At 72.0% G+C, this 24,449-nt stretch carries 19 protein-coding genes, 4 tRNA genes, 1 other RNA gene and 1 pseudogene; 11 read left to right on the top strand and 14 right to left on the bottom strand.

All coding sequences use genetic code 11. The features are described from left to right. Window positions 1-143 precede the first annotated feature (143 nt). Both ACIBA9_RS36635 and ACIBA9_RS36630 read left to right on the top strand, forming a co-directional pair. Window positions 144-1,250 carry a Leu/Phe/Val dehydrogenase gene (locus ACIBA9_RS36635; protein ID WP_393900494.1) on the top strand — a complete coding sequence of 369 codons (1,107 nt, stop codon included), beginning with the start codon at window positions 144-146 and terminating at the stop codon, window positions 1,248-1,250. 290 nt (window positions 1,251-1,540) lie between these two features. Then, window positions 1,541-1,789 carry a DUF3073 domain-containing protein gene (locus ACIBA9_RS36630; RefSeq protein WP_362164343.1) on the top strand — a complete coding sequence of 83 codons (249 nt, stop codon included), beginning with the start codon at window positions 1,541-1,543 and terminating at the stop codon, window positions 1,787-1,789. 68 nt (window positions 1,790-1,857) lie between these two features. Here the strand turns inward: ACIBA9_RS36630 and purM are convergent, their stop codons facing one another. From purM to purS, 7 genes are all read right to left on the bottom strand, one after another. Beyond that, window positions 1,858-2,925, bottom strand: coding sequence for a phosphoribosylformylglycinamidine cyclo-ligase (gene purM / locus ACIBA9_RS36625; RefSeq protein ID WP_362164345.1), 1,068 nt, complete (start codon window positions 2,923-2,925; stop codon window positions 1,858-1,860). A gap of 35 nt (window positions 2,926-2,960) precedes the next feature. Further along, window positions 2,961-4,490: an amidophosphoribosyltransferase gene (purF, locus tag ACIBA9_RS36620; protein ID WP_362164347.1), complete on the bottom strand. Its 1,530-nt coding sequence runs from the start codon at window positions 4,488-4,490 to the stop codon at window positions 2,961-2,963. 218 nt (window positions 4,491-4,708) lie between these two features. Further along, window positions 4,709-5,143, bottom strand: a complete 435-nt coding sequence (locus ACIBA9_RS36615; RefSeq protein ID WP_362164349.1) for an META domain-containing protein — start codon at window positions 5,141-5,143, stop codon at window positions 4,709-4,711. 56 nt (window positions 5,144-5,199) lie between these two features. After that, a complete protein-coding gene (locus tag ACIBA9_RS36610) occupies window positions 5,200-5,997 on the bottom strand; it encodes a sterol carrier family protein (protein ID WP_399369891.1) in 798 nt (265 codons plus the stop codon). 188 nt (window positions 5,998-6,185) lie between these two features. Further along, window positions 6,186-8,444: a phosphoribosylformylglycinamidine synthase subunit PurL gene (gene purL, locus ACIBA9_RS36605; protein ID WP_399369889.1), complete on the bottom strand. Its 2,259-nt coding sequence runs from the start codon at window positions 8,442-8,444 to the stop codon at window positions 6,186-6,188. After that, window positions 8,441-9,121, bottom strand: coding sequence for a phosphoribosylformylglycinamidine synthase subunit PurQ (gene purQ, locus ACIBA9_RS36600; protein WP_399369887.1), 681 nt, complete (start codon window positions 9,119-9,121; stop codon window positions 8,441-8,443). The genes purL and purQ overlap by 4 nt, the downstream gene beginning before the upstream one ends. After that, on the bottom strand, window positions 9,118-9,390 hold the full coding sequence (gene purS / locus ACIBA9_RS36595) for a phosphoribosylformylglycinamidine synthase subunit PurS (protein ID WP_362164357.1): 273 nt from the start codon (window positions 9,388-9,390) through the stop codon (window positions 9,118-9,120). Before purS ends, purQ begins: the two co-directional genes overlap by 4 nt. Window positions 9,391-9,700: 310 nt before the next feature. Here purS and ACIBA9_RS36590 point away from each other — a divergent pair, with 310 nt between their 5' ends. The 8 genes from ACIBA9_RS36590 to ACIBA9_RS36555 all read left to right on the top strand — a co-directional run bounded on the left by ACIBA9_RS36590 (window position 9,701) and on the right by ACIBA9_RS36555 (window position 14,405). Continuing rightward, complete coding sequence (locus ACIBA9_RS36590) at window positions 9,701-10,018, top strand: Lsr2 family protein (protein WP_362164359.1); 318 nt, start codon at window positions 9,701-9,703, stop codon at window positions 10,016-10,018. 166 nt (window positions 10,019-10,184) lie between these two features. After that, window positions 10,185-10,256: transfer RNA gene (locus tag ACIBA9_RS36585), tRNA-Gly, on the top strand. An 82-nt stretch (window positions 10,257-10,338) separates the two neighbouring features. After that, window positions 10,339-10,411, top strand: a tRNA-Gly gene (locus ACIBA9_RS36580). Window positions 10,412-10,537: 126 nt separating this feature from the next. Next, window positions 10,538-11,476, top strand: a complete 939-nt coding sequence (locus ACIBA9_RS36575; protein ID WP_399369885.1) for an ABC transporter ATP-binding protein — start codon at window positions 10,538-10,540, stop codon at window positions 11,474-11,476. Then, window positions 11,473-12,381, top strand: a complete 909-nt coding sequence (locus ACIBA9_RS36570; protein WP_399369883.1) for an ABC transporter permease — start codon at window positions 11,473-11,475, stop codon at window positions 12,379-12,381. Before ACIBA9_RS36575 ends, ACIBA9_RS36570 begins: the two co-directional genes overlap by 4 nt. Before the next feature lie 18 nt (window positions 12,382-12,399). Beyond that, the gene (locus ACIBA9_RS36565) at window positions 12,400-13,698 is read left to right on the top strand and encodes a sensor histidine kinase (RefSeq protein ID WP_399369881.1); all 1,299 of its coding nucleotides are present in this window, start codon (window positions 12,400-12,402) and stop codon (window positions 13,696-13,698) included. Next, complete coding sequence (locus tag ACIBA9_RS36560) at window positions 13,695-14,309, top strand: response regulator (RefSeq protein WP_393900484.1); 615 nt, start codon at window positions 13,695-13,697, stop codon at window positions 14,307-14,309. Before ACIBA9_RS36565 ends, ACIBA9_RS36560 begins: the two co-directional genes overlap by 4 nt. Before the next feature lie 23 nt (window positions 14,310-14,332). Continuing rightward, window positions 14,333-14,405, top strand: a tRNA-Gly gene (locus tag ACIBA9_RS36555). 49 nt (window positions 14,406-14,454) lie between these two features. Here the strand turns inward: ACIBA9_RS36555 and ACIBA9_RS36550 are convergent. From ACIBA9_RS36550 to ffs, 6 genes are all read right to left on the bottom strand, one after another. After that, window positions 14,455-15,354, bottom strand: a complete 900-nt coding sequence (locus ACIBA9_RS36550; protein ID WP_399369878.1) for a phosphoribosylaminoimidazolesuccinocarboxamide synthase — start codon at window positions 15,352-15,354, stop codon at window positions 14,455-14,457. A 128-nt stretch (window positions 15,355-15,482) separates the two neighbouring features. Continuing rightward, the gene (locus ACIBA9_RS36545; protein WP_399369876.1) at window positions 15,483-16,985 is read right to left on the bottom strand and encodes a N,N-dimethylformamidase beta subunit family domain-containing protein; all 1,503 of its coding nucleotides are present in this window, start codon (window positions 16,983-16,985) and stop codon (window positions 15,483-15,485) included. A gap of 253 nt (window positions 16,986-17,238) precedes the next feature. Then, complete coding sequence (locus ACIBA9_RS36540) at window positions 17,239-19,125, bottom strand: hypothetical protein (RefSeq protein WP_399369874.1); 1,887 nt, start codon at window positions 19,123-19,125, stop codon at window positions 17,239-17,241. 279 nt (window positions 19,126-19,404) lie between these two features. After that, on the bottom strand, window positions 19,405-20,673 hold the full coding sequence (gene purD, locus ACIBA9_RS36535; RefSeq protein WP_399369872.1) for a phosphoribosylamine--glycine ligase: 1,269 nt from the start codon (window positions 20,671-20,673) through the stop codon (window positions 19,405-19,407). A gap of 183 nt (window positions 20,674-20,856) precedes the next feature. Next, window positions 20,857-23,175: a DNA polymerase III subunit gamma and tau gene (locus ACIBA9_RS36530; protein ID WP_399369870.1), complete on the bottom strand. Its 2,319-nt coding sequence runs from the start codon at window positions 23,173-23,175 to the stop codon at window positions 20,857-20,859. A 56-nt stretch (window positions 23,176-23,231) separates the two neighbouring features. After that, window positions 23,232-23,330: signal recognition particle sRNA small type (ffs, locus tag ACIBA9_RS36525), an RNA gene on the bottom strand. Window positions 23,331-23,438: 108 nt separating this feature from the next. Here ffs and ACIBA9_RS36520 point away from each other — a divergent pair. After that, window positions 23,439-23,526, top strand: a tRNA-Ser gene (locus ACIBA9_RS36520). A 79-nt stretch (window positions 23,527-23,605) separates the two neighbouring features. Here ACIBA9_RS36520 and ACIBA9_RS36515 read toward each other — a convergent pair. After that, a pseudogene (locus ACIBA9_RS36515) lies at window positions 23,606-24,206 on the bottom strand (tyrosine-type recombinase/integrase); the annotation flags it as partial. Window positions 24,207-24,449 lie beyond the last annotated feature (243 nt).

Genomic DNA, 24,449 nt, shown 5'->3' with positions numbered 1-24,449 from the left:
TACGTGACTGAGCGGCCCCCGAGAGTGATCCTGAACACTGCGCGGATGGTGGCTGCGAGCAGGCTCTACGCTCATGCCACAGCACCCGCCACCCGCACGGGGGCTGAGCCCCACCCGCCGCTACTTACACAGGAGTCACCACAGTGACCGACGTAACCGGCGCACCTGCTGATGTCCTGCACACCCTGTTCCACTCGGACCAGGGCGGCCACGAGCAGGTCGTGCTCTGCCAGGACCGGGCGACCGGTCTGAAGGCCGTGATCGCCATCCACTCCACCGCTCTGGGCCCGGCCCTCGGCGGCACCCGCTTCTATCCGTACGCGACCGAGGCCGCGGCGATCGCCGACGCCCTCAACCTCGCGCGCGGGATGTCGTACAAGAACGCCATGGCCGGGCTGGACCACGGCGGCGGCAAGGCCGTGATCATCGGTGATCCGGAGCGCGACAAGACCGCGGAACTGCTCCTCGCCTACGGCCGTATGGTCGCCTCCCTCGGCGGGCGCTATGTCACCGCCTGCGACGTGGGCACCTACGTCGCCGACATGGACGTCGTGGCCCGTGAGTGCCGCTGGACCACCGGCCGCTCCCCCGAGAACGGCGGCGCGGGCGACTCCTCCGTGCTCACCGCCTTCGGCGTCTACCAGGGCATGCGCGCCTCGGCCCAGCACCTGTGGGGCGACCCCGTGCTGCGCGGCCGCAAGGTGGGCGTCGCCGGGGTCGGCAAGGTCGGCCGCCACCTGGTGCGGCACCTGCGGGACGAGGGCGCCGAGGTCGTGATCACGGACGTACGCGCCGACGCCGTCCAGCGGATCCTCGAGGAGCATCCGGACGGAGTCACGGCCGTCGCCGACACCGAATCCCTCATCGCGGTCGAGGGTCTGGACATCTACGCGCCGTGCGCCCTCGGCGGTGCCCTGGACGACGACACCGTGCCGCTCCTGACCGCCAGGGTGGTCTGCGGCGCGGCCAACAACCAGCTCGCCCACCCGGGCGTGGAGAAGGACCTCGCCGACCGCGGGATCCTCTACGCGCCGGACTACGTCGTGAACGCCGGCGGGGTCATCCAGGTGGCCGACGAGCTGCACGGCTTCGACTTCGACCGGTGCAAGGCGAAGGCGGCGGGGATCTTCGACACCACGCTGGCCATATTCGCACGTGCGAAGCAGGACGGGATCCCGCCGGCCGCGGCGGCCGACCGGATCGCCGAGCAGCGGATGGCCGAGGCCCGCGCCGGACACGCCGCGCGCTGAGCCGGGCGCGCGCCTGGGCGGTACCCGCCGGTGGGAACTTAGAGAGAACTCTCACTTCCACCGGCGGGTCGTACTACGATAAGTGGTTAAAATCGCCACTGACCAGCGAGGACGGGGCGCCTCGAGGGTCCTGTGCACACGCGCGTGCTGCGGGCGACGTACCGTATGGGCGCGGGCTCAGGTACCGTGGAAGCCCTACGGACCGGCCTCTCTGCGGAGGGTCCGTTCCGGATCATGAACGCGTGTCAGACTCTGGGGCCGTCGAGCCCCGTCACCGAGGGGGTCGAGCCATGGGGCGCGGCCGGGCCAAGGCCAAGCAGACAAAGGTCGCCCGCCAGCTGAAGTACAACAGCGGTGGGACTGATCTGTCACGTCTGGCCAGTGAACTGGGCGCATCGACTTCGAGCCAGCCGCCGAACGGCGAGCCGTTCGAGGCCGATGAAGACGATGAGGATGATCTTTATTCTCGGTACGCCGACCTCTATGAGGACGACGAGGACGAGGACGAAGGTCCCTCACAACACCGTCGCGGCGCTTGACCTAGCACTGAGCACTCACCCGGTCGGTGGCACTGCCACCGGCCGGGTTCTGTGCTACCCGCGATGCCTCAGACCGCGTAGTCGCCGACCAGCTCGGCGCCGGTCTCCTTGTCACCCCGGTCGGTGATCTCGCCGGCCACCCAGGCCTCGACACCACGGTCGGCCAGGGTCGTGAGGGCCACCTCGGCGGACTCCTCGGGGACGATGGCGATCATGCCGACGCCCATGTTGAGGGTCTTCTCCAGCTCCAGGCGCTCGACGTCCCCGGTCCTGCCGACGAGGTCGAAGATCGCGCCCGGGGTCCAGGTGCCGCGGTCGACCACGGCGTGCAGCCCGTCCGGGATCACCCGGGCCAGGTTGGCCGCGAGGCCGCCGCCGGTGACGTGGCTGAAGGCGTGCACCTCGGCGGTGCGGGTCAGCGCCAGGCAGTCCAGCGAATAGATCTTCGTGGGCTCCAGCAGTTCCTCGCCCAGGGTGCGGCCGAGTTCCGCGATCTCCGCCTCCAGGGCCAGCCCCGCGCGGTCCAGCAGGACGTGGCGGACCAGGGAGTACCCGTTGGAGTGAAGACCGGAGGCCGCCATGGCGATCACCGCGTCACCCTTGCGGATGCGATCCGCGCCCAGCAGCCGATCGGCCTCCACGACACCCGTGCCGGCGCCGGCGACGTCGAAGTCGTCCGGGCCCAGCAGACCGGGGTGCTCGGCCGTCTCGCCGCCCACCAGGGCGCAGCCGGCCAGCACACAGCCCTCCGCGATGCCCTTGACGATCGCGGCGACCCGCTCGGGGTGCACCTTGCCGACGCAGATGTAGTCGGTCATGAACAGCGGCTCGGCGCCGCACACGACGATGTCGTCCATGACCATGGCGACCAGGTCGTGGCCGATGGTGTCGTAGACGCCCATACGGCGCGCGACGTCGACCTTCGTGCCGACGCCGTCCGTGGCGGAGGCGAGCAGGGGGCGTTCGTAGCGCTTGAGGGCGGAGGCGTCGAAGAGCCCGGCGAAGCCGCCGAGGCCGCCCAGGACCTCGGGTCGCTGGGTCTTCTTCACCCACTCCTTCATCAGCTCGACGGCGCGGTCGCCCGCCTCGATGTCGACGCCCGCCGCTGCGTAGCTGGCACCAGTTGTCTCAGACATGACTGTGAGAGCTTTCGTGTCGTACTGCAGGGGTGTTACGGGCGACGGATGGCGTCGGCGGCGGCCGTGGCGGCGGGGCCGGCGGCCAGCTCGGTCTCCAGGAGCTGCTTGCCGAGCAGTTCGGGATCCGGCAGGTCCATCGGGTACTCGCCGTCGAAGCAGGCGCGGCACAGGTTCGGCTTGGCGATCGTGGTCGCCTCGATCATGCCGTCGATGGAGATGTAGGCCAGGGAGTCGGCGCCGAGGCTGGTGCCGATCTCGTCGATGGTCATCCCGTTGGCGATCAGCTCCGCGCGGGTGGCGAAGTCGATGCCGAAGAAGCAGGGCCACTTCACCGGCGGGGACGAGATCCGGATGTGGACCTCGGCTGCGCCCGCCTCCCGGAGCATGCGCACCAGGGCCCGCTGGGTGTTGCCGCGCACGATCGAGTCGTCGACCACGACCAGGCGCTTGCCCTTGATGACTTCCTTCAGCGGGTTCAGCTTCAAGCGGATGCCCAGCTGGCGGATGGTCTGCGAGGGCTGGATGAAGGTGCGGCCGACGTAGGCGTTCTTCACCAGGCCGGCGCCGAACGGGATGCCCGAGGCCTCCGCGTAGCCGATGGCGGCCGGGGTGCCGGATTCCGGGGTCGCTATGACCAGATCGGCTTCGGCGGGGGCCTCCTTGGCCAGGCGGCGGCCCATCTCCACGCGGGAGAGGTACACGTTCCGACCGGCGATGTCCGTGTCCGGGCGGGCCAGGTACACGTACTCGAAGACACAGCCCTTGGGCTTCGCTTCCGCGAATCGCGAGCTGCGCAGGCCGTTCTCGTCGACGGCGATGAACTCGCCCGGCTCGATCTCCCGCACATAGCTCGCGCCGCAGATGTCGAGGGCGGCGGACTCGGAGGCGACCACCCAGCCGCGCTCCAGGCGGCCGAGCACCAGCGGGCGGATGCCCTGCGGGTCGCGGGCGGCGTAGAGGGTGCCCTCGTCCATGAAGACGAGGGAGAACGCGCCCTGCACCTTCGGCAGGACCGCGTGCGCGGCCTCCTCGATGGTCAGCGGCTTGCCGTCCTCGTCGACCTGGGCGGCCAGCAGGGCCGTCAGCAGGTCGGTGTCGTTGGTGGCCGCCACCCGGGTGGAGCGGCTGTTGTTGTCGTTCGGCAGGTCGGCGACCATCTCGGCGAGCTGCGCCGTGTTGACCAGGTTGCCGTTGTGGCCGAGGGCGATCGAGCCGTGCGCGGTGGCACGGAACGTCGGCTGGGCGTTCTCCCACACGGATGCACCGGTGGTCGAGTAGCGGGCGTGACCGACCGCGATGTGACCCTGGAGCGAACCGAGCGAGGTTTCGTCGAAGACCTGGGAGACCAGGCCCATGTCCTTGAAGACGAGGATCTGGGAGCCGTTGCTGACCGCGATTCCCGCGGATTCCTGACCCCGGTGCTGGAGGGCGTAGAGCCCGAAGTACGTGAGCTTTGCGACCTCTTCACCGGGAGCCCAGACGCCGAAGACGCCGCAAGCGTCCTGGGGGCCCTTTTCGCCGGGAAGCAGATCGTGATTGAGTCGACCGTCACCACGTGGCACGCCACCGAGTGTAGGCGAGGTCGACCACTGGTCCGAATTGGGGATGCGCGACGCCGGCGGGACGGGCGTTGACGATCACCTTGGAGGAATCTACGTCCGCGCTGGTCAGAGGGGTGCGGCAGCGTGCGCCCCGGGAGTGTGGCGCGCGGAGCGGGGCGACGGCGTCCCTCTCGGCCCCTTGCGTGAGTGAGGTGTCGCACACCAATCGGTGGCGCGTCCTACGCGGGTGCGGAGCGGCTGAGGTGGACCCGGTCGCCGTCGCCGTCGGTGAGCGTCAGCTTCTCCCGGTCGGTCCGCGCGGTGAGCGTGCCGGTGGTGAGGGTGCGCGCGAGGGCGCGCTCGAACTCCATCCGGTCCGGGGCGCAGGCCATCCTGGTGGTCCGCAGGTCACCGAAGGTGATCCGGTCGCCGTGCACGGTGGCGCGGGCGCTGAACCCGTTGCAGCCGAGGTTGCCCGACGCCTTGCCGTCCTCGTCGATGCGCAGGCGCGCGGTGGCGGGCGCGTGCCGGGTCGTGTCGCCGATGGTGACGCCGTCGACCCGCCAGTCGATCCCGGTCACCGGCTGCTGGACGTTCACCGCACCACTGTCCGCCTTCCCGTTGCCACAGGCCACCGCGAGCGGGACGAGCACGGCGGCCGCCGTCAGAGTCATGCGCTGCTTGTGCCGGTTCATGCGGTTTCGACGTGCCGGCGGTGGCAGCGGTTCCGCTACGACATCAGCGGCAGCAGGTCCCCGATGTCCGCCCGCTCCCCGCTCGCGCTGACCTTCGCCTCCGCCAGCGCCTCGGCCCAGCTCACGCGGCCGGCGGCCAGCCGGACCCAGGTCAGCGGGTCGGTCTCCACGACGCTCGGCGGGGTGCCCCGGGTGTGCCGGGGTCCCTCGACGCACTGCACGACGGCGTACGGCGGCACCCGCACCTCGGTGGAGGCGCCGGGCGCCTTGACGGCGAGGGAGTCGGCGAGCAGCCGGGTGGCGGCGGCCAGGGCGTGCCGGTCGTAGGGGGTCCGAAGGCCCGCGACGGCCGCGTTGAGGTCGTCGGTGTGGACGACGAGTTCCACGGTCCGGGTGACGAGGTAGTCGTCCAGGGGCAGCGCGCCCGCGTTGGTCTCCAGCAGCCGGCCGCCGGGGTGCTCGGCGAGCAGGACGCGCAGGCTCTCGTCGATGCCGTCGAGGTAGGCGCCGAGGTCGGGGTGGTCGGCGACGAGGCCCCGGGTGAACGCGTCGATGGCGCCGGAGTAGGCCGCGGTGGCGAAGGGCCACTCGGTCACCGCGACGGTCCGCGCGGGCGGGGCGGGCTGGTCCAGCGCCCGGTGCACGGCCGTGAGCGCCATCCCGAGGTGGGCGACCAGTTCACGCACCGTCCACGCGCCGAGCCGCGTGGGCAGCGCGAGTTGCTCGGGGGTGAGGCCGCGGACGGCCTCCCGTACATGCCCGAACTGGGCGAGGACCGCGGCGCGGGTCCGGTCGGGGTCGTAACTGCGGGCGCGCTTCCTGGCCGGTGGCATGACGGTGAGCCTAAGCCCTGCGGGCGTAGCCCTTCAGCCGCGTTTCCACCCGCCCGAGGGCGTGCCGGCGGGGCGAGCCGCGGCAGGGCGACCCGGTCGGTCCGCGGCGCCGTCCGCCGCTTCTCGCGAGGTGACGGCGAAGGCCCCGCCCGGTCTCCCGGGCGGGGCCTTCTCACCGGTCGTGGCGGTTACGCCAGCAGGGCCGGGATGGTGGCCTCGTGGACCTCGCGCAGCTCCGCGAGGGAGAGCGCGAACTCGCCCTGGATCTCGACGGAGTCGCCGTCCACGACCCCGACGCGCGTGGCCGGCAGACCGCGCGCACCGCACATGTCGTTGAAGCGGAGCTCCTCCGAACGCGGCACGGCGACGATCGCGCGGCCGGCCGACTCGGAGAACAGGAAGGTGAACGCGTCCAGGCCGTCCGGGACGATCAGCCGCGCGCCCTTGCCGCCGAGCAGCGCGGACTCCACGACCGCCTGGATCAGACCACCGTCGGACAGGTCGTGCGCGGAGTCGACCATGCCGTCGCGGGAGGCGGAGATCAGGATCTCTGCCAGCAGCCGCTCCCGCTCCAGGTCGACCTTGGGCGGCAGACCGCCGAGGTGGTCGTGGACCACCTGGGACCAGGCCGAGCCGCCGAACTCCTCGCGGGTGTCGCCGAGCAGGTAGAGCAGCTGGCCCTCCTCCTGGAAGGCGACCGGCGTGCGGCGGGCGACGTCGTCGATGACGCCGAGGACGGCGACCACCGGGGTGGGGTGGATGGCCGCCTCCCCCGTCTGGTTGTAGAGGGAGACGTTGCCGCCGGTCACCGGAGTGCCCAGCTGCTGACAGCCGTCGGCGAGACCGCGCACGGCCTCGGCGAACTGCCACATCACCGCCGGGTCCTCGGGCGAGCCGAAGTTCAGGCAGTCGGACACGGCGAGCGGCTTGGCGCCGGTGGTCGCCACGTTCCGGTAGGCCTCGGCGAGGGCCAGCTGGGCGCCCGTGTACGGGTCCAGCTTGGCGTAGCGGCCGTTGCCGTCCGTGGCGATGGCGACCCCGAGACCGGTCTCCTCGTCCACGCGGATCATGCCGGAGTCCTCCGGCTGGGCGAGGACGGTGTTGCCCTGCACGAAGTGGTCGTACTGGGACGTGATCCACTTCTTGGAGGCCTGGTTGGGGGAGCCGACCAGCGCCAGGACCTGGGCCTTCAGCTCCTCGCTCGTGCCCGGACGGGGCAGCTTGTTCGCGTCGTCGGCCTGGAGGGCGTCCTGCCAGTCCGGCCGGGCGTAGGGGCGCTCGTAGACCGGGCCGTCGTGGGCGACCGTGCGCGGGTCGACGTCGACGATCTTCCCGCCGTGCCAGAAGATCTCCAGACGGTCGCCGTCGGTCACCTCACCGATGACGGTGGCGATGACGTCCCACTTCTCGCAGATCTCCAGGAAGCGGTCGACCTTGCCCGGCTCGACGACCGCGCACATGCGCTCCTGCGACTCGCTCATGAGGATTTCCTCGGGCGAGAGCGTGGAGTCGCGCAGCGGGACGTCGTCCAGGGTCACGCGCATGCCGCCGGAGCCGTTCGAGGCCAGCTCGGACGTGGCGCAGGACAGACCGGCCGCGCCGAGGTCCTGGATGCCGACGACCAGCTTCTCCCTGAAGGCCTCCAGGGTGCACTCGATGAGGAGCTTCTCCTGGAACGGGTCGCCGACCTGCACGGCGGGGCGCTTGGAGGGCTTGGCGTCGTCGAAGGTCTCGGAGGCCAGGATCGAGGCGCCGCCGATGCCGTCGCCGCCGGTCCGGGCGCCGTACAGGATGACCTGGTTGCCCGCGCCGGAGGCCTTGGCGAGGTGGATGTCCTCGTGCCGCATCACACCGATGGCACCGGCGTTGACCAGCGGGTTTCCCTGGTAACAGGAGTCGAAGACGACCTCGCCGCCGATGTTGGGCAGGCCCAGGCAGTTGCCGTAGCCGCCGATGCCGGCGACCACGCCCGGCAGGACGCGCTTGGTGTCGGGGTGGTCGGCCGCGCCGAAGCGCAGCGGGTCCACGACCGCGACCGGGCGGGCGCCCATCGCGATGATGTCGCGGACGATGCCGCCGACGCCGGTGGCCGCGCCCTGGTAGGGCTCGACGTAGGAAGGGTGGTTGTGGGACTCGACCTTGAAGGTGACCGCGTAGCCCTGGCCGACGTCCACCACACCGGCGTTCTCGCCGATGCCGACGAGCAGCGCGTCCGACTCGGGCGCCTTCTCGCCGAACTGGCGCAGATGGACCTTGGAGGACTTGTACGAGCAGTGCTCGGACCACATGACCGAGTACATGGCGAGCTCGGCGCCGGTCGGGCGGCGGCCGAGGATCTCCACGACCCGCTCGTACTCGTCCTTCTTCAGGCCCAGTTCGGCCCAGGGCAGCTCGACGTCGGGGGTCGCGGCCGCGTGCTCGACCGTGTCCAGAGGCGTCCGGCTCATGCGTTGACCAGCTTCTTGAGGATCGAGGTGAAGAAGGGCAGGCCGTCGGTACGGCCCGTACCGATCAGCGGCTCGACGGCGTGCTCCGGGTGCGGCATGAGACCGACGACGTTCCCGGCCTCGTTGGTGATGCCGGCGATGTCCCGCAGCGAGCCGTTCGGGTTCACGTCCAGGTACCGGAAGACGACCCGGCCCTCGGCCTCCAGCTTGTCGAGGGTGTACTCGTCGGCGACGTACCGGCCGTCCATGTTCTTCAGCGGGATGTGGATCTCCTGCCCGGCGCGGTAGTCACCGGTCCAGGCCGTGTCCGCGTTCTCCACCCGGAGCTTCTGGTCCCGGCAGATGAAGTGCAGATGGTCGTTGCCGAGCATGCCGCCCGGGAGGAGGTGGGCCTCGGTGAGGACCTGGAAGCCGTTGCAGATACCGAGGACCGGAAGGCCGGCCTTCGCCTGCTCGATGACGGACTCCATCACCGGGGAGAACCGGGAGATGGCACCGGCGCGCAGATAGTCCCCGTAGGAGAAACCGCCGGGCAGGACCACGGCGTCGACCTGCCGGAGGCCTTTGTCCTTGTGCCACAGGGCGACCGGCTCGGCGCCCGCGACGCGGATCGCACGCTGGGTGTCCCGGTCGTCGAGGCTGCCAGGGAAAGTGACGACGCCAATACGAGCGGTCACTTCGCGGCCTCCTCGACTTCGGCCGTCTCTTCCACCTTGACGGTGAAGTCCTCGATCACGGTGTTGGCGAGGAAGGATTCCGCAAGATCGTGGATGCGGGCGAGTGCGGCCTCGTCGACCGGCCCGTCAACTTCCAGTTCGAAACGCTTTCCCTGACGTACGTCCGAGATCCCGTCGAAACCCAGGCGCGGCAGCGCACGCTGGACCGCCTGGCCCTGGGGGTCGAGGATCTCCGGCTTGAGCATGACGTCGACTACGACGCGTGCCACTGGCACTCCCGGTGTGTGGTGCTGAGCAGGTTCCTTCAGACTACCCGCACAAAATTTCTACGCGGGTAGAGTTGGAGGAAACTACGTGAGGCGCATCACGATCGGGTGTCGAAGCCGGACCGTCGTGAAAAGTTCTGGGAAAGTTCGGGAGTCCGCCGTCAACCCCTATTGTGCTCGGACACGCGGACGGATTTAGTCGGGCTTCACAATGCATTGCCGGGCACTGTACAAATGAATTGGCAATAGCCGATACTCGGCACGTCATCGGCGTTGAGCTGTATCGACGTGACGCACGAAGGGACCGATATTCGTGGCGCAAAAGGTCGTGGTCACTCTCTTTGACGACATCGACGGCTCGGAAGCGGCGGAAACGATCGCCTTCGGACTCGACGGCAGGTCGTACGAGATCGACCTGAACGAAACCAACGCCAGAAAACTGCGCAAGGCGCTGGCGCCCTACGTCGAGGCCGGCCGCAAGCGGTCGCGGTCCGGCAAGGCTTACAAGCAGACGGAGGTCGCCCCCGACCCGGCGGCCGTCCGCGCCTGGGCCCAGGCCAACAAGATGGACGTCCCGGCCCGCGGACGCATCCCCAAGAAGGTCTACGAGGCGTTCAGCTCCGCACAGTGAAGCCCGCGAAGGGGCGGTTCCCAGGGCCCGTCAGCGGGCCCTGGGAACCGTGCACTTGGGGCATTCGGGACCGCGAGGGGAGCCGACTTGCGCTACCCCCCCGCTGATCAGCTAATGTCTGGGACACGCCGAGGGGCGAGGCCGGAAGGCCGGATCCCGAGGACACGCGGGTGTAGTTCAGTAGTAGAACATCCCCCTTCCAGGGGGAAGGCGCAGTGTGCGATCCCTGTCACCCGCTCTGGCACCAACCGGCACGACCACTCTTGTGGATCAGGTAGGCTGGTGCTCGCACCGATCGGTGGAAGCCGGTCGGGAGCAGTGCGGACGTAGCTCAGTTGGTAGAGCGCAACCTTGCCAAGGTTGAGGTCGCGAGTTCGAGCCTCGTCGTCCGCTCGGGAAAAAGACCCCGGTCCACTGGACCGGGGTCTTTTCGTATGCCCGCGGTGCTCTGACATTTGTCATGCCGGGCGATGACACCGCGCACTGCCGGGCCGCCCCCACCGCCGGGACGCTGGGCCCATGGACACAGACGAACACGAGCACGTCATCGAGGTCACCGACCTCAGGCGCGTCTACGGGGGCGGGTTCGAGGCGGTGCGCGGCATCACCTTCTCCGTCGCCCGCGGCGAGATCTTCGCCCTGCTGGGCACCAACGGCGCCGGCAAGACCTCCACGGTGGAACTGCTGGAGGGACTCGCCGCACCGGCCGGGGGCCGGGTCCGGGTCCTCGGCCACGACCCCCGCCGCGAGCGGGCCGCCGTACGCCCCCGCACCGGTGTGATGCTCCAGGAAGGTGGTTTCCCCGCCGAGCTGACCGTCGCCGAGACCGTCCGGATGTGGGCCGGCTGCACGAGCGGGGCGCGCCCCGGGGCGCAGGCGCTGGAACTGGTCGGGCTCGCGGACAAGCACGACGTACGGGTCAAGCAGATGTCCGGCGGCGAGCGGCGCCGCCTGGACCTGGCACTCGCCCTGCTCGGCGAACCCGAGGTGCTCTTCCTCGACGAGCCGACGACCGGGCTCGACGCCGAAGGCCGCCGGGACACCTGGGAGTTGGTGCGCAGACTGCGCGACGACGGTACGACCGTGCTGCTCACCACGCACTACCTGGAGGAGGCCGAGGACCTCGCCGACCGGCTCGCCATCCTGCACGAGGGCCGCATCGCCGCCTCCGGCACCCCGGCCGAGGTCACCGCCGGGCGCCCCTCCCGGATGTCCTTCGAACTGCCGGAGGGCTACCTCCTCGGCGATCTGCCGCCCCTGGCCGCCCTTGGCGTCCTGGCGCACGAGAGCGACGGCAGGATCGTACGGCTGCGCACCACGCAACCACAGCGCACCGCCACCGGGGTACTGGCCTGGGCCGAGCGCGCCGGGGTCGAACTGAGCCGGCTGGACGTGCGGTCGGCCTCACTGGAGGAGGCGTTCCTCACCATCGCGCGTGAACGGGAGACGGCGGCATGAGCGAAACCGAAGCGAAGACCGGTCACGGGGCGCCCCGGGCGCGGAAGACGGGCGGTGGCGTGAACGGAACCCGAGCGGAGAGCGGTCGAGGGGTGCCCCGGGTCCGGACGGCTGCGGGCGGTGCCACGCGCGGCGTCGACCGCACCGACGCGGGACGACGGCTGCGGGCACTGGCCCGCGCCGAACTGACCCTCCTGCTCCGCAACCGCGGCACCGTCTTCACCGCGCTCGCCGTCCCACTCGCCCTGCCGTTCACCATCCGGCCCGCCCTCGACCAACTGGACCTGCACAAGGAGGGATTGAGCATCGGCACCGTCCTGCTGACCGCGGCGATCGGCTTCTCCTTCCTCTTCGCCGTCTACACCTCCCTGGTCAGCGCCTACGTCGCCCGCCGCGAGGAACTCGTCCTGAAGCGGCTGCGCACCGGCGAACTCTCCGACACCGAGATCCTCCTGGGCACCGCCCTGCCCGCGACCGCCATCGGCCTCGCCCAGAGCGTCGTGCTGTCCCTGGGCTGCGCCGCGCTGCTGCACACCGGAGCGCCGAAGGCGCCGTACCTGCTGCTGCCCGGGGTACTCGCCGGACTCGCGGTCTGCGCCGCGCTCGCCGCGCTGACCGCCTCCTTCACCCGGACCACCGAGAGCGCCCAGGTGACCGCGCTGCCCCTGGTCTTCGTGTCCATGGTCGGCTCCGGGATCACCGTCCCCACCGAGGTCATGCCCCACCGGCTCGCCTCCGTCTGCGAACTCCTGCCGCTGTCCCCCGCGATCCGCCTGGTCCGCGCCGGCTGGTCCGGCCAGTCCAGCGCGTACGAGATCCTCGGCGCCCTCGCCACCGCGCTGGTCTGGGCGCTCCTGGCGGTGTTTGCTGTACGGCGGTGGTTCCGGTGGGAACCGCGGCGCTGAGGGACGGGGGACGCGCGGATGCTGGGTCGGCTGCGACGGTGGCGGCAGCGGCACTGGCGGGATCGCAGCAAGGCCGAACGGGTCGAACTGCAGACCGTCGTCACCTGGTACGTCACGACCTGGTTCTTCGCGTTCGCCTGGCTGATGCTGCCGCTGGTCGGCGGGCTGGACCACCGGCCGCTGCCACTCGCCCTCGGCGGGTCGCTGCTGGTCGTGGCGGCACTCCAGTGCGCCGACTCCAACCGGCTCACCCGGCCGGCCCTCGACCACTACCTCCAGCGCGCCCGGTTGCCCGCCCGGGCGCTGCGAGCCTCCTCGGTGCTCCTCGGCCTGGCGCTGGCGCTGAGCGTGGCGCTGGCCGCGACGGGGAGCACCGGGGCGGCGACGGCCAGGTTGGCGATCGGTGCCTCGCTGCTGCCGTTCGGGGGGCCGTACGGCGTGGTGGTACCCGTCCGGGTGTTCCTGCGCCGAGCAGCGCTGCTCGCGGTCCTGCTGATGGCCGCCCTCGGCCTCGCCCGGCCGGACGGGGCCGGCGTCCTGGCGACCGGTGTGATGACCGCCTTCGGCACGCTCTTCTCGCTGCTCGCCTGCCGCTGCGGCGCCTGGACGCTGTCGGTGATCTGGGAGGCGGAACGGGCCCGGGAGGCCGAGGCCCGGCTCGCCGTCGCCGAGGAACGCCTGCGGTTCGGGCGGGATCTGCACGACGTGCTGGGGCGGAACCTGTCGGTGATCTCCCTCAAGAGCGAACTGGCCGTCCAACTGGCCCGGCGGGGGCGGCCGGAGGCGGTGGAGCAGATGATCGAGGTCCAGCGCATCGCGCGGGAGTCCCAGCGCGAGGTCCGCGACGTCGTACGCGGCTACCGGGAGGCCGACCTCGGCGTCGAACTCGCCGGTGCGCAGGGCGTGCTGACGGCCGCCGGCATCGACTGCGAGGTGCGCGCGGAGACCGGGGAGCTGGCCACCGCGGTGCAGTCCGCGCTGGCCTGGGTGGTGCGCGAGACGACGACCAACGTGCTGCGGCACGGGGACGCGACCCGGTGCGAGGTGGGGCTGCGGATACGGAAGGGACATGTGGTGCTGACGGTGGAGAACGACGGGGTGGCCGCCCCGGACGCGAGCGGCGCCACCGAAGCCGCGGCAGCCCCCGCATCCGCGCGCGGCTCGGGACTGGCCGGGCTGCGGGAGCGGCTGGCTGCGGTGGACGGCAGCCTGGAGGCCGGGGCCGTCGGCGGCGGCCGGTTCCGGGTGGTGGCGGAGGTGCCGCTGACGGACAGCGGCGAACCCGCCGGACGGAAAGTGGGCGACGTCACGTCATGACGGATCCGGTACGGCTGTTGCTCGCCGACGACGAGCATCTGATCCGGGGCGCGCTGGCCGCGCTGCTCTCCCTGGAGGACGACCTGCGCGTCGTCGCGGAGGCGGCGAGTGGACCGGAGGCGCTCGCGATGGCCCGCGCGCACGCCCCCGACGTGGCCGTGCTCGATCTGCAGATGCCGGGAGCCGACGGTGTGAGGGTCGCCACATCCCTGCGCGCCGAACTGCCCGGCTGCCAGGTGCTGATCGTCACCGGTCACGGGCGGCCCGGGCATCTGAAGCGGGCCCTCGCGGCCGGTGTGCGCGGGTTCGTCCCGAAGACGGTCAGCGCCCAGCGGCTCGCCGAGATCATCCGGACCGTGCACGCCGGACACCGTTACGTGGATCCGGAGTTGGCCGCCGACGCGATCTCCGCCGGGGACTCCCCGCTCACCGCCCGGGAGGCCGAGGTGCTGGAGCTGGCCGCCGACGGCGCCCCCGTCACGGAGATCGCCGAGCGGGCCGCGCTGTCACCGGGGACCGTGCGGAACTACCTCTCCTCGGCCGTCTCGAAGCTCGGTGCGGACAACCGGCACGCGGCGGTCCGTCTCGCCCGCGAGCGCGGTTGGGTATAGTTGCTCTCGCGCCACGGCGCACTGCGGACGTAGCTCAGTTGGTAGAGCGCAACCTTGCCAAGGTTGAGGTCGCGAGTTCGAGCCTCGTCGTCCGCTCACATGAAGGCCCCCGGTTCCCCGGGGGCCTTTCGCGTATCCGCTCGCCCTACGACCAGCTCGTGCCGGTCAGCAGCTCGAACGCCTCGACGTACTTCGCCCGCGTCGCGTCCACGACCCTCTGCGGCAGCGGCGGCGGAGGCTGCTCGCTCCTGCGGTCCCAGCCGGACTCGGCCGAGGTCAGCCAGTCCCGCACGAACTGCTTGTCGTACGACGGCTGAGCCCGGCCCGGCTGCCACTGGTCGGCCGGCCAGAAGCGAGAGGAGTCCGGGGTGAGCACCTCGTCGGCGAGGACGAGGGTGTCGCCGTCGAAACCGAACTCGAACTTCGTGTCGGCCAGGATGATCCCCCGCTCCCGGGCGATGTCCCGGGCACGGGAGTACACGGCGAGCGTGGACTGGCGCAGCTGGGCGGCGGTCTCCGCGCCGACCTGACGGGCGACCTCCTCGTAGGAGACGTTCTCGTCGTGCTCGCCGACCTCGGCCTTGGTGGCCGGGGTGAAGATCGGGCCGGGCAGCTCCGAGCCGTCGACCAGGCCCTCGGGCAGCGCCAGACCGCAGACGGTCCGGGACGCGTCGTACTCGACCAGGCCGGAGCCGGTGAGGTAGCCGCGGGCCACGCACTCCACCGGGACCATCTTCAGCGACTTGCAGACCAGCGTGCGGCCCGCCCAGTCGGCCGGGGCGCCCTCGGGCAGTTCGGTGCTGATCACATGGTGCGGGGCAAGATCGCGCAGCTGGTCGAACCACCACAGGGAGAGCCGGGTGAGGACGCGGCCCTTGTCGGGGATCTCGGTGGGCAGCACCCAGTCATAGGCGGAGATGCGGTCGCTGGCGACCATCACGAGGTCGCCCGCCTCGTTGCGGTACAGCTCGCGCACCTTGCCGGTGTGCAGGTGCACCAGGCCCGGAACCTGGATCGGCTCGGGCTTTTCTACGAATCCGGACACGGTTCCTCCCCGTGGTTCTGTCCAAGTCCCTCGATTCTCCCTTACCGGGCGGATCGGATTCGGCCAGGGGTGGCTGGGACGCCGGTGCACGGGGCGGCGTCACGTCGACCGGAGGCGCGCGCGGGGGCTCAGTCGCGTTTGCAGATACGGTCCAGCAGGTTCGCCGTGGCGCGCTGGATCCGTGGGTCCACATGGCCGGGGCGGTCCAGCGCCGGCGACCAGGCGAACGTGCCGGAGGCGAACACCCAGGCGCCGGAGGGGGCGCGGTAGAGGGACGTCTCCTGGTGGCGCGGGGCGCCGTCGCCGTCGGTGTAGGGGGAGTGGGCGAGCAGGACGCGCTCTTCGTGCTGGGGCAGCGCGGTGCGCGGGAAGTACCGGTCGGCCTCGCCGGCGACCAGGCCCTCGACCTCGTCGCCCTCGTGCGCGCCGCTCGCCTCCCACAGCCAGTGGCCGGCGTTGCGGACGATCAGCGGGTGCGGCTCGGGCACCCGGCCCGCGTACTGGATGCCGACCAGCTGCTGCTCGGGCCGGTCGATCTCCCGCCACAGCACGGGCTTCCCGGGGCCCTTGCGCTTGCGGCAGGTCAGCAGCCGGTCCGGGACGCCCGACGGGGAGGGCCCCAGCTCCACCTGCCAGTACATGGTGTTGGCGGAGAGGAAGACCAGCGAGGTGCCGCGGTCCCGGGCGTCCTCGACGGCGCGGCGCATCGGGGCGGACCAGTACTCGTCGTGCCCGGGGAAGACCAGGCCCCGGTAGCGGGTGGGGTCGACGCGGCCGGCGTGCAGGTCGCGGGCGTCGGCGTAGGCGATGTCGTAGCCGTACCGCTCGGCCCAGCGGATGAAGTCGTAGGCGTGGCCCACGTGCAGGGGCAGGCCCGCGCCCGCGTACGGCCGGTCGAAGGAGACGGTGGTCGCGGCGTCGGCCTCGCCGAGCAGCCGCCCCTCCTCGTCCCACGCGTGGTAGAGACTGGCGCCGGTGCGGCCGTCCTCGGGGTAGAGGTTGTACGCCTGCCAGGTGACGTCCGGCAGCAGCAGGAGCAGATCGGCGGGGTGGTCGTCGCGGACCGTGAACGGCACGTGGGAGCGGTAGCCGTCGACGGTGGTCAGGACGGCCACATAGGCCCCGATGCTCCAGTGGGAGGGGACCTGGAGCCGCCAGGACAGCCACCAGTGGTGGCAGGAGACCGTGCGGTCGGCGGTCAGCGGCGTGGGCTGCACGATGCCGGACAGCCGCGGACTGGTGGTGATCTTGGAAGCGCCGTCGCCGCCGTAGTGGCCGATCCGGTAGATGTCGACGCTGAACTCCTGCGGCGGGTCGACCGTGACGTGGAAGTCGATCGCCTCGCCCGGGGTGACCGCGCCGGTGGAGGCGAAGCCTTTGATCTGGCGGTGTACGTCGTCCGCCGAGCGGGGTCCGGAGCCGGACGAACGCGGCCCGGGCACGCGCGCGTTACGGCGGGAGGCGCCGGGCGGCGGCGGGTTGGGGTCGACGTACCAGGGGACGACGTGTCCCGTGTCGTCGAAGTAGGTCTCACTGCCGCGCAGCCAGGGCACCGGGCCTTGACCGAAGGGGTCGGTGACGGCGTGCGCGAGCGCTCCGGACTCCCAGCGGCGGATGTGGTCCGAGGCCATGATCGCTCCCCTCCCTTGTGCCCCCGTGTCCCTGTCTCGGTGGTGCTCGTGCCCGGCGCGGTCGCGCTCGGCTTGGTCGCGCTCGGCTTGCTCGGACGAGGTGTCGTATGTCGCAAGCCTTTGCCAAAGGCGTGGTCGATCCCAGCACATCACATAACGCACGGGCCCGGTCACCAGTCGTTGCGAATTGACCTGAAGTGGAAGTCTCCTCTCCGTTATGGCGCTCGGGGCGGTCGCCTAACGGTTCCGGGGGTCAGACGAGGCGTACGGGCTTCTCCGGGCGTATCCCCGTCTCGGTCAGCCAGTCCCGCAGCGGGCCAGGGTCCCCGTCCTCGATCAGACTGAGGACCCTGGGCGTCAGATCGGTGGCCCGCACGCCGCCCAGCAGCAGGGACGGGCCGTCGAGCCAGTCCAGGGCGGGGACGGCGCCGGCGGTGTCGACGGCGGCGCAGCACACCATCGCCTTCACGTGATCGGCGAGCAGTTCGCGGGCGGTGCGAGGCGGCTGCAGCGGCAGCAGCGGTAGGTCGCAGCCGTCCCACAGGGCGCTCTCGGGGCTCTGTCCGGCGGCGTGCGCGCCCGTCGTCGGTCCGGCGGCCTCCTCGCGGGCCAGCTCGGCGCTCAGCCCGGCGGCCAGGGTGGCGCTGCGCTCGGTACCGGAGTCGGTGTCGTCGCCGTCGTCGACCTCGTCAGCCTCCGCCGGCTCGTCGGCCGTCGCGCCATGGGCGGGGGCGCCGGAAGCGGGGGAAACGGGGGAAACGGCGGAGGTGGCCGAAACGGCTCGGGTGTCGTGGGAGTCCCCGGTGCCCGTGCCGGCGGGGCCGGAACCCGCTCGGGCGGTGTCATCGGGCTCGGTGGCCACGGTGAGGTGCTCCAGGACCCGGGCCAGGGTCGGGCCCGCGGGGTCGGGGGCCCCGGGGTCGGGGGCGGGGCGGACGCCGAGGACGTCCAGGACGCGGTGCAGCCGGGCGGCGTCGGCGCGCCAGGTGCGGTCCACGACCTCCTCCGGATACGCCTGCCAGTCCACCGGTGCCCAGTCGGCGCCGGACTCGGCGGGGCCGCCGTGGAACAGGCGCGCGGCGAGCAGCGAGGTCGCCTCGTCCATCGCGCCGGGCTCCTCCAGCAGGTCGCACGCGGGCCGCTCGCCGAGCCGGGAGGTGAAGCCCTCGGCGAGGCGGTCGCGCCGGGACAGTTCGGTCAGCGCGGCCACCACGCCCGCGTCCAGCCGGGAGGGCCAGCGGCCCATGCGCCAGGCGGGCAGTGCCACCCGGGTCAGCAGCCGGTCCCAGCCGGCGTAGGCGAGGCCGACCTGTTCCTGGGCGACGATCCGCAGGCCGTAGTCGACCGTCTGTGCCCGCTCGGCCGCCGCGGCCGCGACGCCCCGCTCCATCTGGGTCGCGTGCTCCCGGCAGCCGCGCAGCAGCAGCCGGGCCACCCAGCCGAGGGCCGCGCAGATCCCACGGGCCGGCGGACAGCGGCCGGGCGTCGAGGCGACGGCCACCGCGGCGTCCAGCCCCCGGACGAAGCGGCGGGCGGCCGCTATGTCCGGGTGGGCCGAGGGGCCCGTACCGGCGATGACCGGGGCGAGGACCGCGCGCAGTTCGCCGACCCGCATCCACCACAGGAACGGGGAGCCGATGACGAGGACCGGCGCGACCGGCGTACGGCCGTGCCCACGGTCGGCCGGGCCCGCTATCTCGTCGGGCGCCGGCCGCGGGGGCGGACCGTGGGCCGAATGGGTACGGTCCTCCAGCCAGCTGTCGCAGTCCGGGGTGAGCGCTATCGCCGAGGGCGCCGGCACCTCCAGCCGGTCGGCGAGGTCGCGCACCATCCGGTACAGATCCGGGGCGGTGGCCTCCGGGACCGGCACCGTGGGGCTCACGGCCGGACGGGCGCGGGCCACGACCAGGGCGATGCCGACGGTGGCCAGCAGCACCAGCAGGGCGAGGACGCCCACGACCCAGCGGGCGGCGTCCCAGCCCGGACCCACGAGATGTCCGGTCGGGGCCCCGGCCAGCAGGATGACCGCGACCCCCGCGGGCAGCAGGGCCACGCCCAGCGCGCGGCCACGGACCCGCAGCACGGCCAGGGCCCGGGAGCGCGCGGCCTGCGCGCCCACCTCCACACCGATTCCGCTCACGTGCCGACCTCACCCCCTCCTCTGTCGATGCCGGGCTGTCCTGGTCCTGCTCACTCCCCCACTGTGACACCCGCCACTGACATCGCAATGCCGGAGGGCCAAGTGCCGGAACGCTTGCGCGGCACCATAGTTGGGCCTTCGGCCCCAGTCAGCCGGTTGGGCGATTGCTCACTCGATGGAATGGCTTTGGTCAGAGGTGGGTGACAGACAGCAAAGATCGGGCCCCGGATTGCGTCCGGGGCCCGAGAGGGTGGGAGGGAGCGCGCGCGACCTGGCGCGTTACGCCTGTGGCGCCTGTGTCGCCGCCGCGGCCTTCGCGGCGATGTCGGTGCGGTGCGTGGAGCCGTCCAGGCCGATCCGGCCGACCGCCCGGTACGCCCGTTCGCGTGCCTCGGCGAGGTCCTTGCCGCTGGCCGTGACCGACAGCACCCGGCCGCCGGCGCTGACGACCGCGTCGCCGTCCCGCCTGGTCCCGGCGTGCAGCACGTACGCGTGCGGGGCGTCCTCGGCGGCCACCGCGTCCAGCCCGGTGATCGGGTCGCCGGTGCGCGGGGTGCCGGGGTAGTTGTGCGACGCGACGACGACGGTGACCGCCGCGTCCTCGCTCCAGCGCAGCGGCGGCAGGTCGGCGAGATTGCCCGTGGCGGCGGCCATCAGGACACCGGCCAGCGGGGTCTTCAGGCGGGCCAGCACGACCTGGGTCTCCGGATCGCCGAAGCGGGCGTTGAACTCGATGACCCGGACACCGCGCGAGGTGATCGCGAGCCCGGCGTAGAGCAGTCCCGAGAAGGGCGTGCCCCGGCGGCGCAACTCGTCCACGGTCGGCTGCAGCACGGTCTCGCACACCTCGTCGACCAGCTTCGGGTCGGCCCAGGGCAGCGGCGAGTAGGCGCCCATGCCGCCGGTGTTCGGTCCCTCGTCACCGTCCAGCGCGCGCTTGAAGTCCTGGGCGGGCTGGAGCGGGACGACCGTCTCGCCGTCGGTGATCGCGAAGAGGGACACCTCGGGGCCGTCGAGGAACTCCTCGATGACGACCCGCTCGCAGGCGGCGGCGTGCGCCCTGGCCACCTCCCGGTCCGAGGTGACGACGACGCCCTTGCCGGCGGCGAGTCCATCGTCCTTGACGACGTAGGGGGCGCCGAACGCGTCGAGTGCCTCGGCGGCCTCCGCCTCGGTGGTGCACACGTAGGAGCGGGCGGTCGGCACCTCGGCCGTGGCCATGACGTCCTTGGCGAAGGCCTTGGACCCCTCCAGCCTGGCGGCTTCCCGGGACGGGCCGAACACCGGGATGCCCGCCGCGCGGACGGCATCGGCCACACCGGCGACCAGCGGGGCCTCCGGGCCGACGACGACCAGGTCGGCACCGAGGCCGGTGGCCAGCTCGGCCACCGCGGCACCGTCGAGCGCGTCGACCGGGTGCAGCTCGGCGACCTCGGCGATGCCGGCGTTGCCGGGGGCGCAGTGCAGTGCGGTGACGTCGGGGTCGAGGGACAGGGAGCGGCACAGGGCGTGTTCGCGGGCGCCGCTGCCGATGAGGAGGACCTTCACGGGGGTCAGCCTACTGGCAAGGTCGCCGAAGCCCGGGGCCGGTCGAGCTGTGCGTTCCTACGAACGGGACGCCCGCACCGGGGCGGGTACGTGCCGACGCGGGAAGCTACCGACGGGGGGTACCCGCCGACGCCGGGTCTCACCGACGCCGGGTCTCGCTGCCGCCGGCCCCCGCCGCGGCAACTACTCGTTGGTGAACTCCTCGACCACCGTCGCCCCCAGTTCCCGGACGATCAGTTCGTGGCCCGACAGGGCCGACTCGTCCAGGTCGGGGTCGTCGTCCTCGGGGATGTCGTCCTCGGGGGCGACCGGGGGCGGCTCGACGGCCGCGGGTCTGGGGGAGGGGGCGGCCGGGGCGGGCGCGGGGCCGCCCTGCGGGGCGGACGTGCCGTGCTGGGCCGGCTGGGAGGTCGCGGGACGGGGTGCGGCCGGGGCGCCGTGGCCACCGCCGCCGCCGACGGGCGCACCGCCGTAACCGCCGCCTCCCCCGAAACCCGGCGAGCCACCGGCTGTCGGGGCGGAGCCGCCGCCGGACGGGTCGACGACCGCCTCGATCTTCCACTGCACGTTGAACTGCTCGGCGAGCGCCTGCCGCAGCACGTCCTCGCTGCCGCTGCTCGCGAAGTTGTCCCGCGCACCGGCGTTGACGAAGCCGATCTGGAGGGTGGTGCCGTCGAAGCCGACCACCTGGGCGTTCTGGCTGAGCAGGATCCAGGTGAAGCGTCGCCGGTTCTTGACGGCCTCCAGGATGTTGGGCCAGAGCGCGCGGGGGTCGGGGCCGCCCGTGGGGGCGGCCGAGAACGCGGGTGACGGCGGGGCCGCGGACGCCGGCTGGACGGCGGCGACCTGCTGGTGCTGCGGCTGGGCCGGGGCCGGGCTCTGCTGAGCGCCCGCCTGGGCGGCCGTCGGCCAGCCACCCGGACGCCGTCCACCACCGGCGGCAGCGGCGGCGGGCCAGGCACCGGGGGCGGCCGCGGCCGGAGCGTCGGCGCTCGCGGGCGCCGGAGGCGACACCGGGACCTGGGCCGCGGCGGGAGCGGGAGCCTCCGGGGCGGGGGCGGGAGCGGGGGCCGCGGGGGCGGAACGCGGCGCCGCGGGGGCCGCCGGTCCGGCGGATGCGGGCGATACGGGCGATGCTGGCGATGCGGCCGATGCGCCCGCCGGGGCTGCCGGCGGCGATGCCGGTACCGGTGCCGTGGGGGCAGGGGCGCCTGGACCGCCCGGGCCACGGACCGCCGCGCGGGCCGCGGCGGGGCCGCCGCCTGGTGCGGGTGCACCGCCGCCGTGGGCCTGGGGAGCGGGGACGTACCCCATCGCGGGCGCGCCGGCACCGCCGGAGAAGTCGACGCCGCGCTCCAGCCGGTCCAGGCGGGCCATCAGCGACCGCTCGTCGCCGTAGGCGGCGGGGAGCAGCACGCGCGCGCAGATCAGTTCCAGCTGGAGGCGGGGCGAGGTGGCGCCGCGCATCTCGGTCAGGCCGTTGTTGACCAGGTCGGCGGCGCGGCTCAGCTCGGTGGCCCCGAACGTGGAGGCCTGGGCCTGCATCCGCTCCAGGACGTCGGCGGGGGCGTCGATGAGCCCCTTGTCGACGGCGTCCGGGACGGCGGCGAGGATCACCAGGTCCCGCAACCGCTCCAGCAGGTCGGCGACGAACCGCCGGGGGTCGTTGCCGCCCTCGATGATCCGGTCGACGACCTCGAAGGCCGCGGCCCCGTCACCGGTGGCGAACGCCTCGACGACGGAGTCGAGCAGGGAGCCGTCGGTGTAACCGAGCAGGGAGGTGGCCATGGCATACGTCACACCCTCCTCCCGGGCGCCGGCGAGGAGCTGGTCCATGACGGACATGGAGTCACGCACGGATCCGGCGCCCGCACGCACGACGAGCGGGAGTACGCCCTCGTCGACCGGGATGTTCTCGCGCCCGCACACCTCGGCGAGGTAGTCGCGCAGGGTGCCCGGGGGCACCAGCCGGAAGGGGTAGTGGTGGGTCCGCGAGCGGATGGTCCCGATGACCTTCTCGGGCTCGGTGGTCGCGAAGATGAACTTCAGATGCTCGGGCGGCTCCTCGACGACCTTGAGCAGCGCGTTGAAGCCGGCCGACGTGACCATGTGGGCCTCGTCGATGATGTAGATCTTGTACCGGCTGCCCGCCGGCCCGAAGAAGGCCTTCTCGCGCAGCTCACGGGCGTCGTCCACGCCACCGTGGGACGCGGCGTCGATCTCGATGACGTCGATCGAGCCCGGTCCGTTGCGGGCCAGGTCCTGGCAGGACTGGCACTCCCCGCACGGCGTCGGGGTGGGACCCTGCTCGCAGTTCAGGCAGCGGGCCAGGATGCGCGCGCTGGTGGTCTTCCCGCAGCCACGCGGCCCGCTGAACAGGTACGCGTGATTGACCCGGTTGTTCCGCAGCGCCTGCTGCAGCGGGTCGGTGACATGCTCCTGCCCGATGACCTCGGCAAAGGTCTCCGGGCGATAGCGGCGGTACAGCGCGAGAGACGACACGCATACGAGGTTAATGGCGCCCACTGACAACCGGCTCCGCCCACGGAACCCCGGAGAACGCAAGCGCCCCCCACGCACCCGCCAGAGCCAACCTACCCTTGCTGCCTTCCGGCCCTGGGGGAGTTCAGTCAGATAGCGCCGCGTGAGGGGCTGCGCCCACAGTACCCGATCGCGCGGGGCGGTCTGTACCCCGATCCCACCCCGATCCGGGCCTGCGGGAACGGGTTCGCGAGCACTCCCCTCGGTCATGTAATGTTCCCACCGGAGGATTCGCCTAGAGGCCTAGGGCGCACGCTTGGAAAGCGTGTTGGGGGCAACCCCTCACGAGTTCGAATCTCGTATCCTCCGCCAGTGCCTCACCGGGCACGATGTCGAAGGGCCCCGCTGCTTGCAGCGGGGCCCTTCGTCGTTGTCCGTCTCAGTTTCCGTCTCAGTCGGTTTTTCCCCCGGAGCCGGGAGGTGTCCAGAGCGCGTCACCTACCTGCTGGGCGACCTTGCGGAGCATCACTCCCGTCACATGCATGTACCGCGCGCGCATCCGGGCCGCTCCCCCAGGCTCCCAACCCATGATCGAGTCGATCACCACGTCCGGGACGCCGAGGATCAGAAGAACGGTCGCGGCGGTGTGGCGAGCGTCATGCAGACGGCCGTCCCGGACACCGGCGTCCCGCAGCAGGCGCTTCCAGACGTGGAAGTCGGTGTTCGGGCTCAGCGGGCCCGCCGGTCGGCGAGGCGAAGACGTATCCTTTGCCCTCCCAGTCGGCGCCGGCCGCGATCCGCTCCATCGTCCGGTGGACGTGATGGGCGGTACCGGCGGAGCTCCCGGAGTCCTGCATCTTCCGGTAGAAGCGCTCCAGGTGCTCGGGCTCCAGGCGGTCGAGCTTGTGGGCACCGAGGCCGGGCACCAGGTGCACGCGCACGTCGACCTCGTACCCGTCGAACGTGTTCTCGGAGACGTACGGCTTGGCGATGTTCTCGACCCAGTGCTCCAGCCATGCCTAGACGGTCCAGCTCTTGCCGACCTTCCTGAGCGTCGGCTGCGGCTCAGATGGGGGCATCGAGGGCGCCGGCGCGTCAGGCGAGTGCGGCGGAGTTGGGCCGTCTCTGGGCCGTCCGAGGACGCTCAACAGTGGCCAACAACGACCAACGACGACCACCAGGCGCAGAAGTCCACCACCTCTAGCGAGTAGCCAGGAGGGATCTCACCTCCCGGCTCTCTCAGAACCGTGCGTGAACCTCTCGATTCACACGGCTCCCATCATCCAGTCGTTCGA

It is taken from the genome of Streptomyces sp. NPDC051452 (genome assembly GCF_044454765.1).
GTDB lineage: Bacteria > Actinomycetota > Actinomycetes > Streptomycetales > Streptomycetaceae > Streptomyces.
Note: the sequence above shows the minus strand (reverse complement) of the source record. Positions and strands in the feature narration are given on the sequence as shown.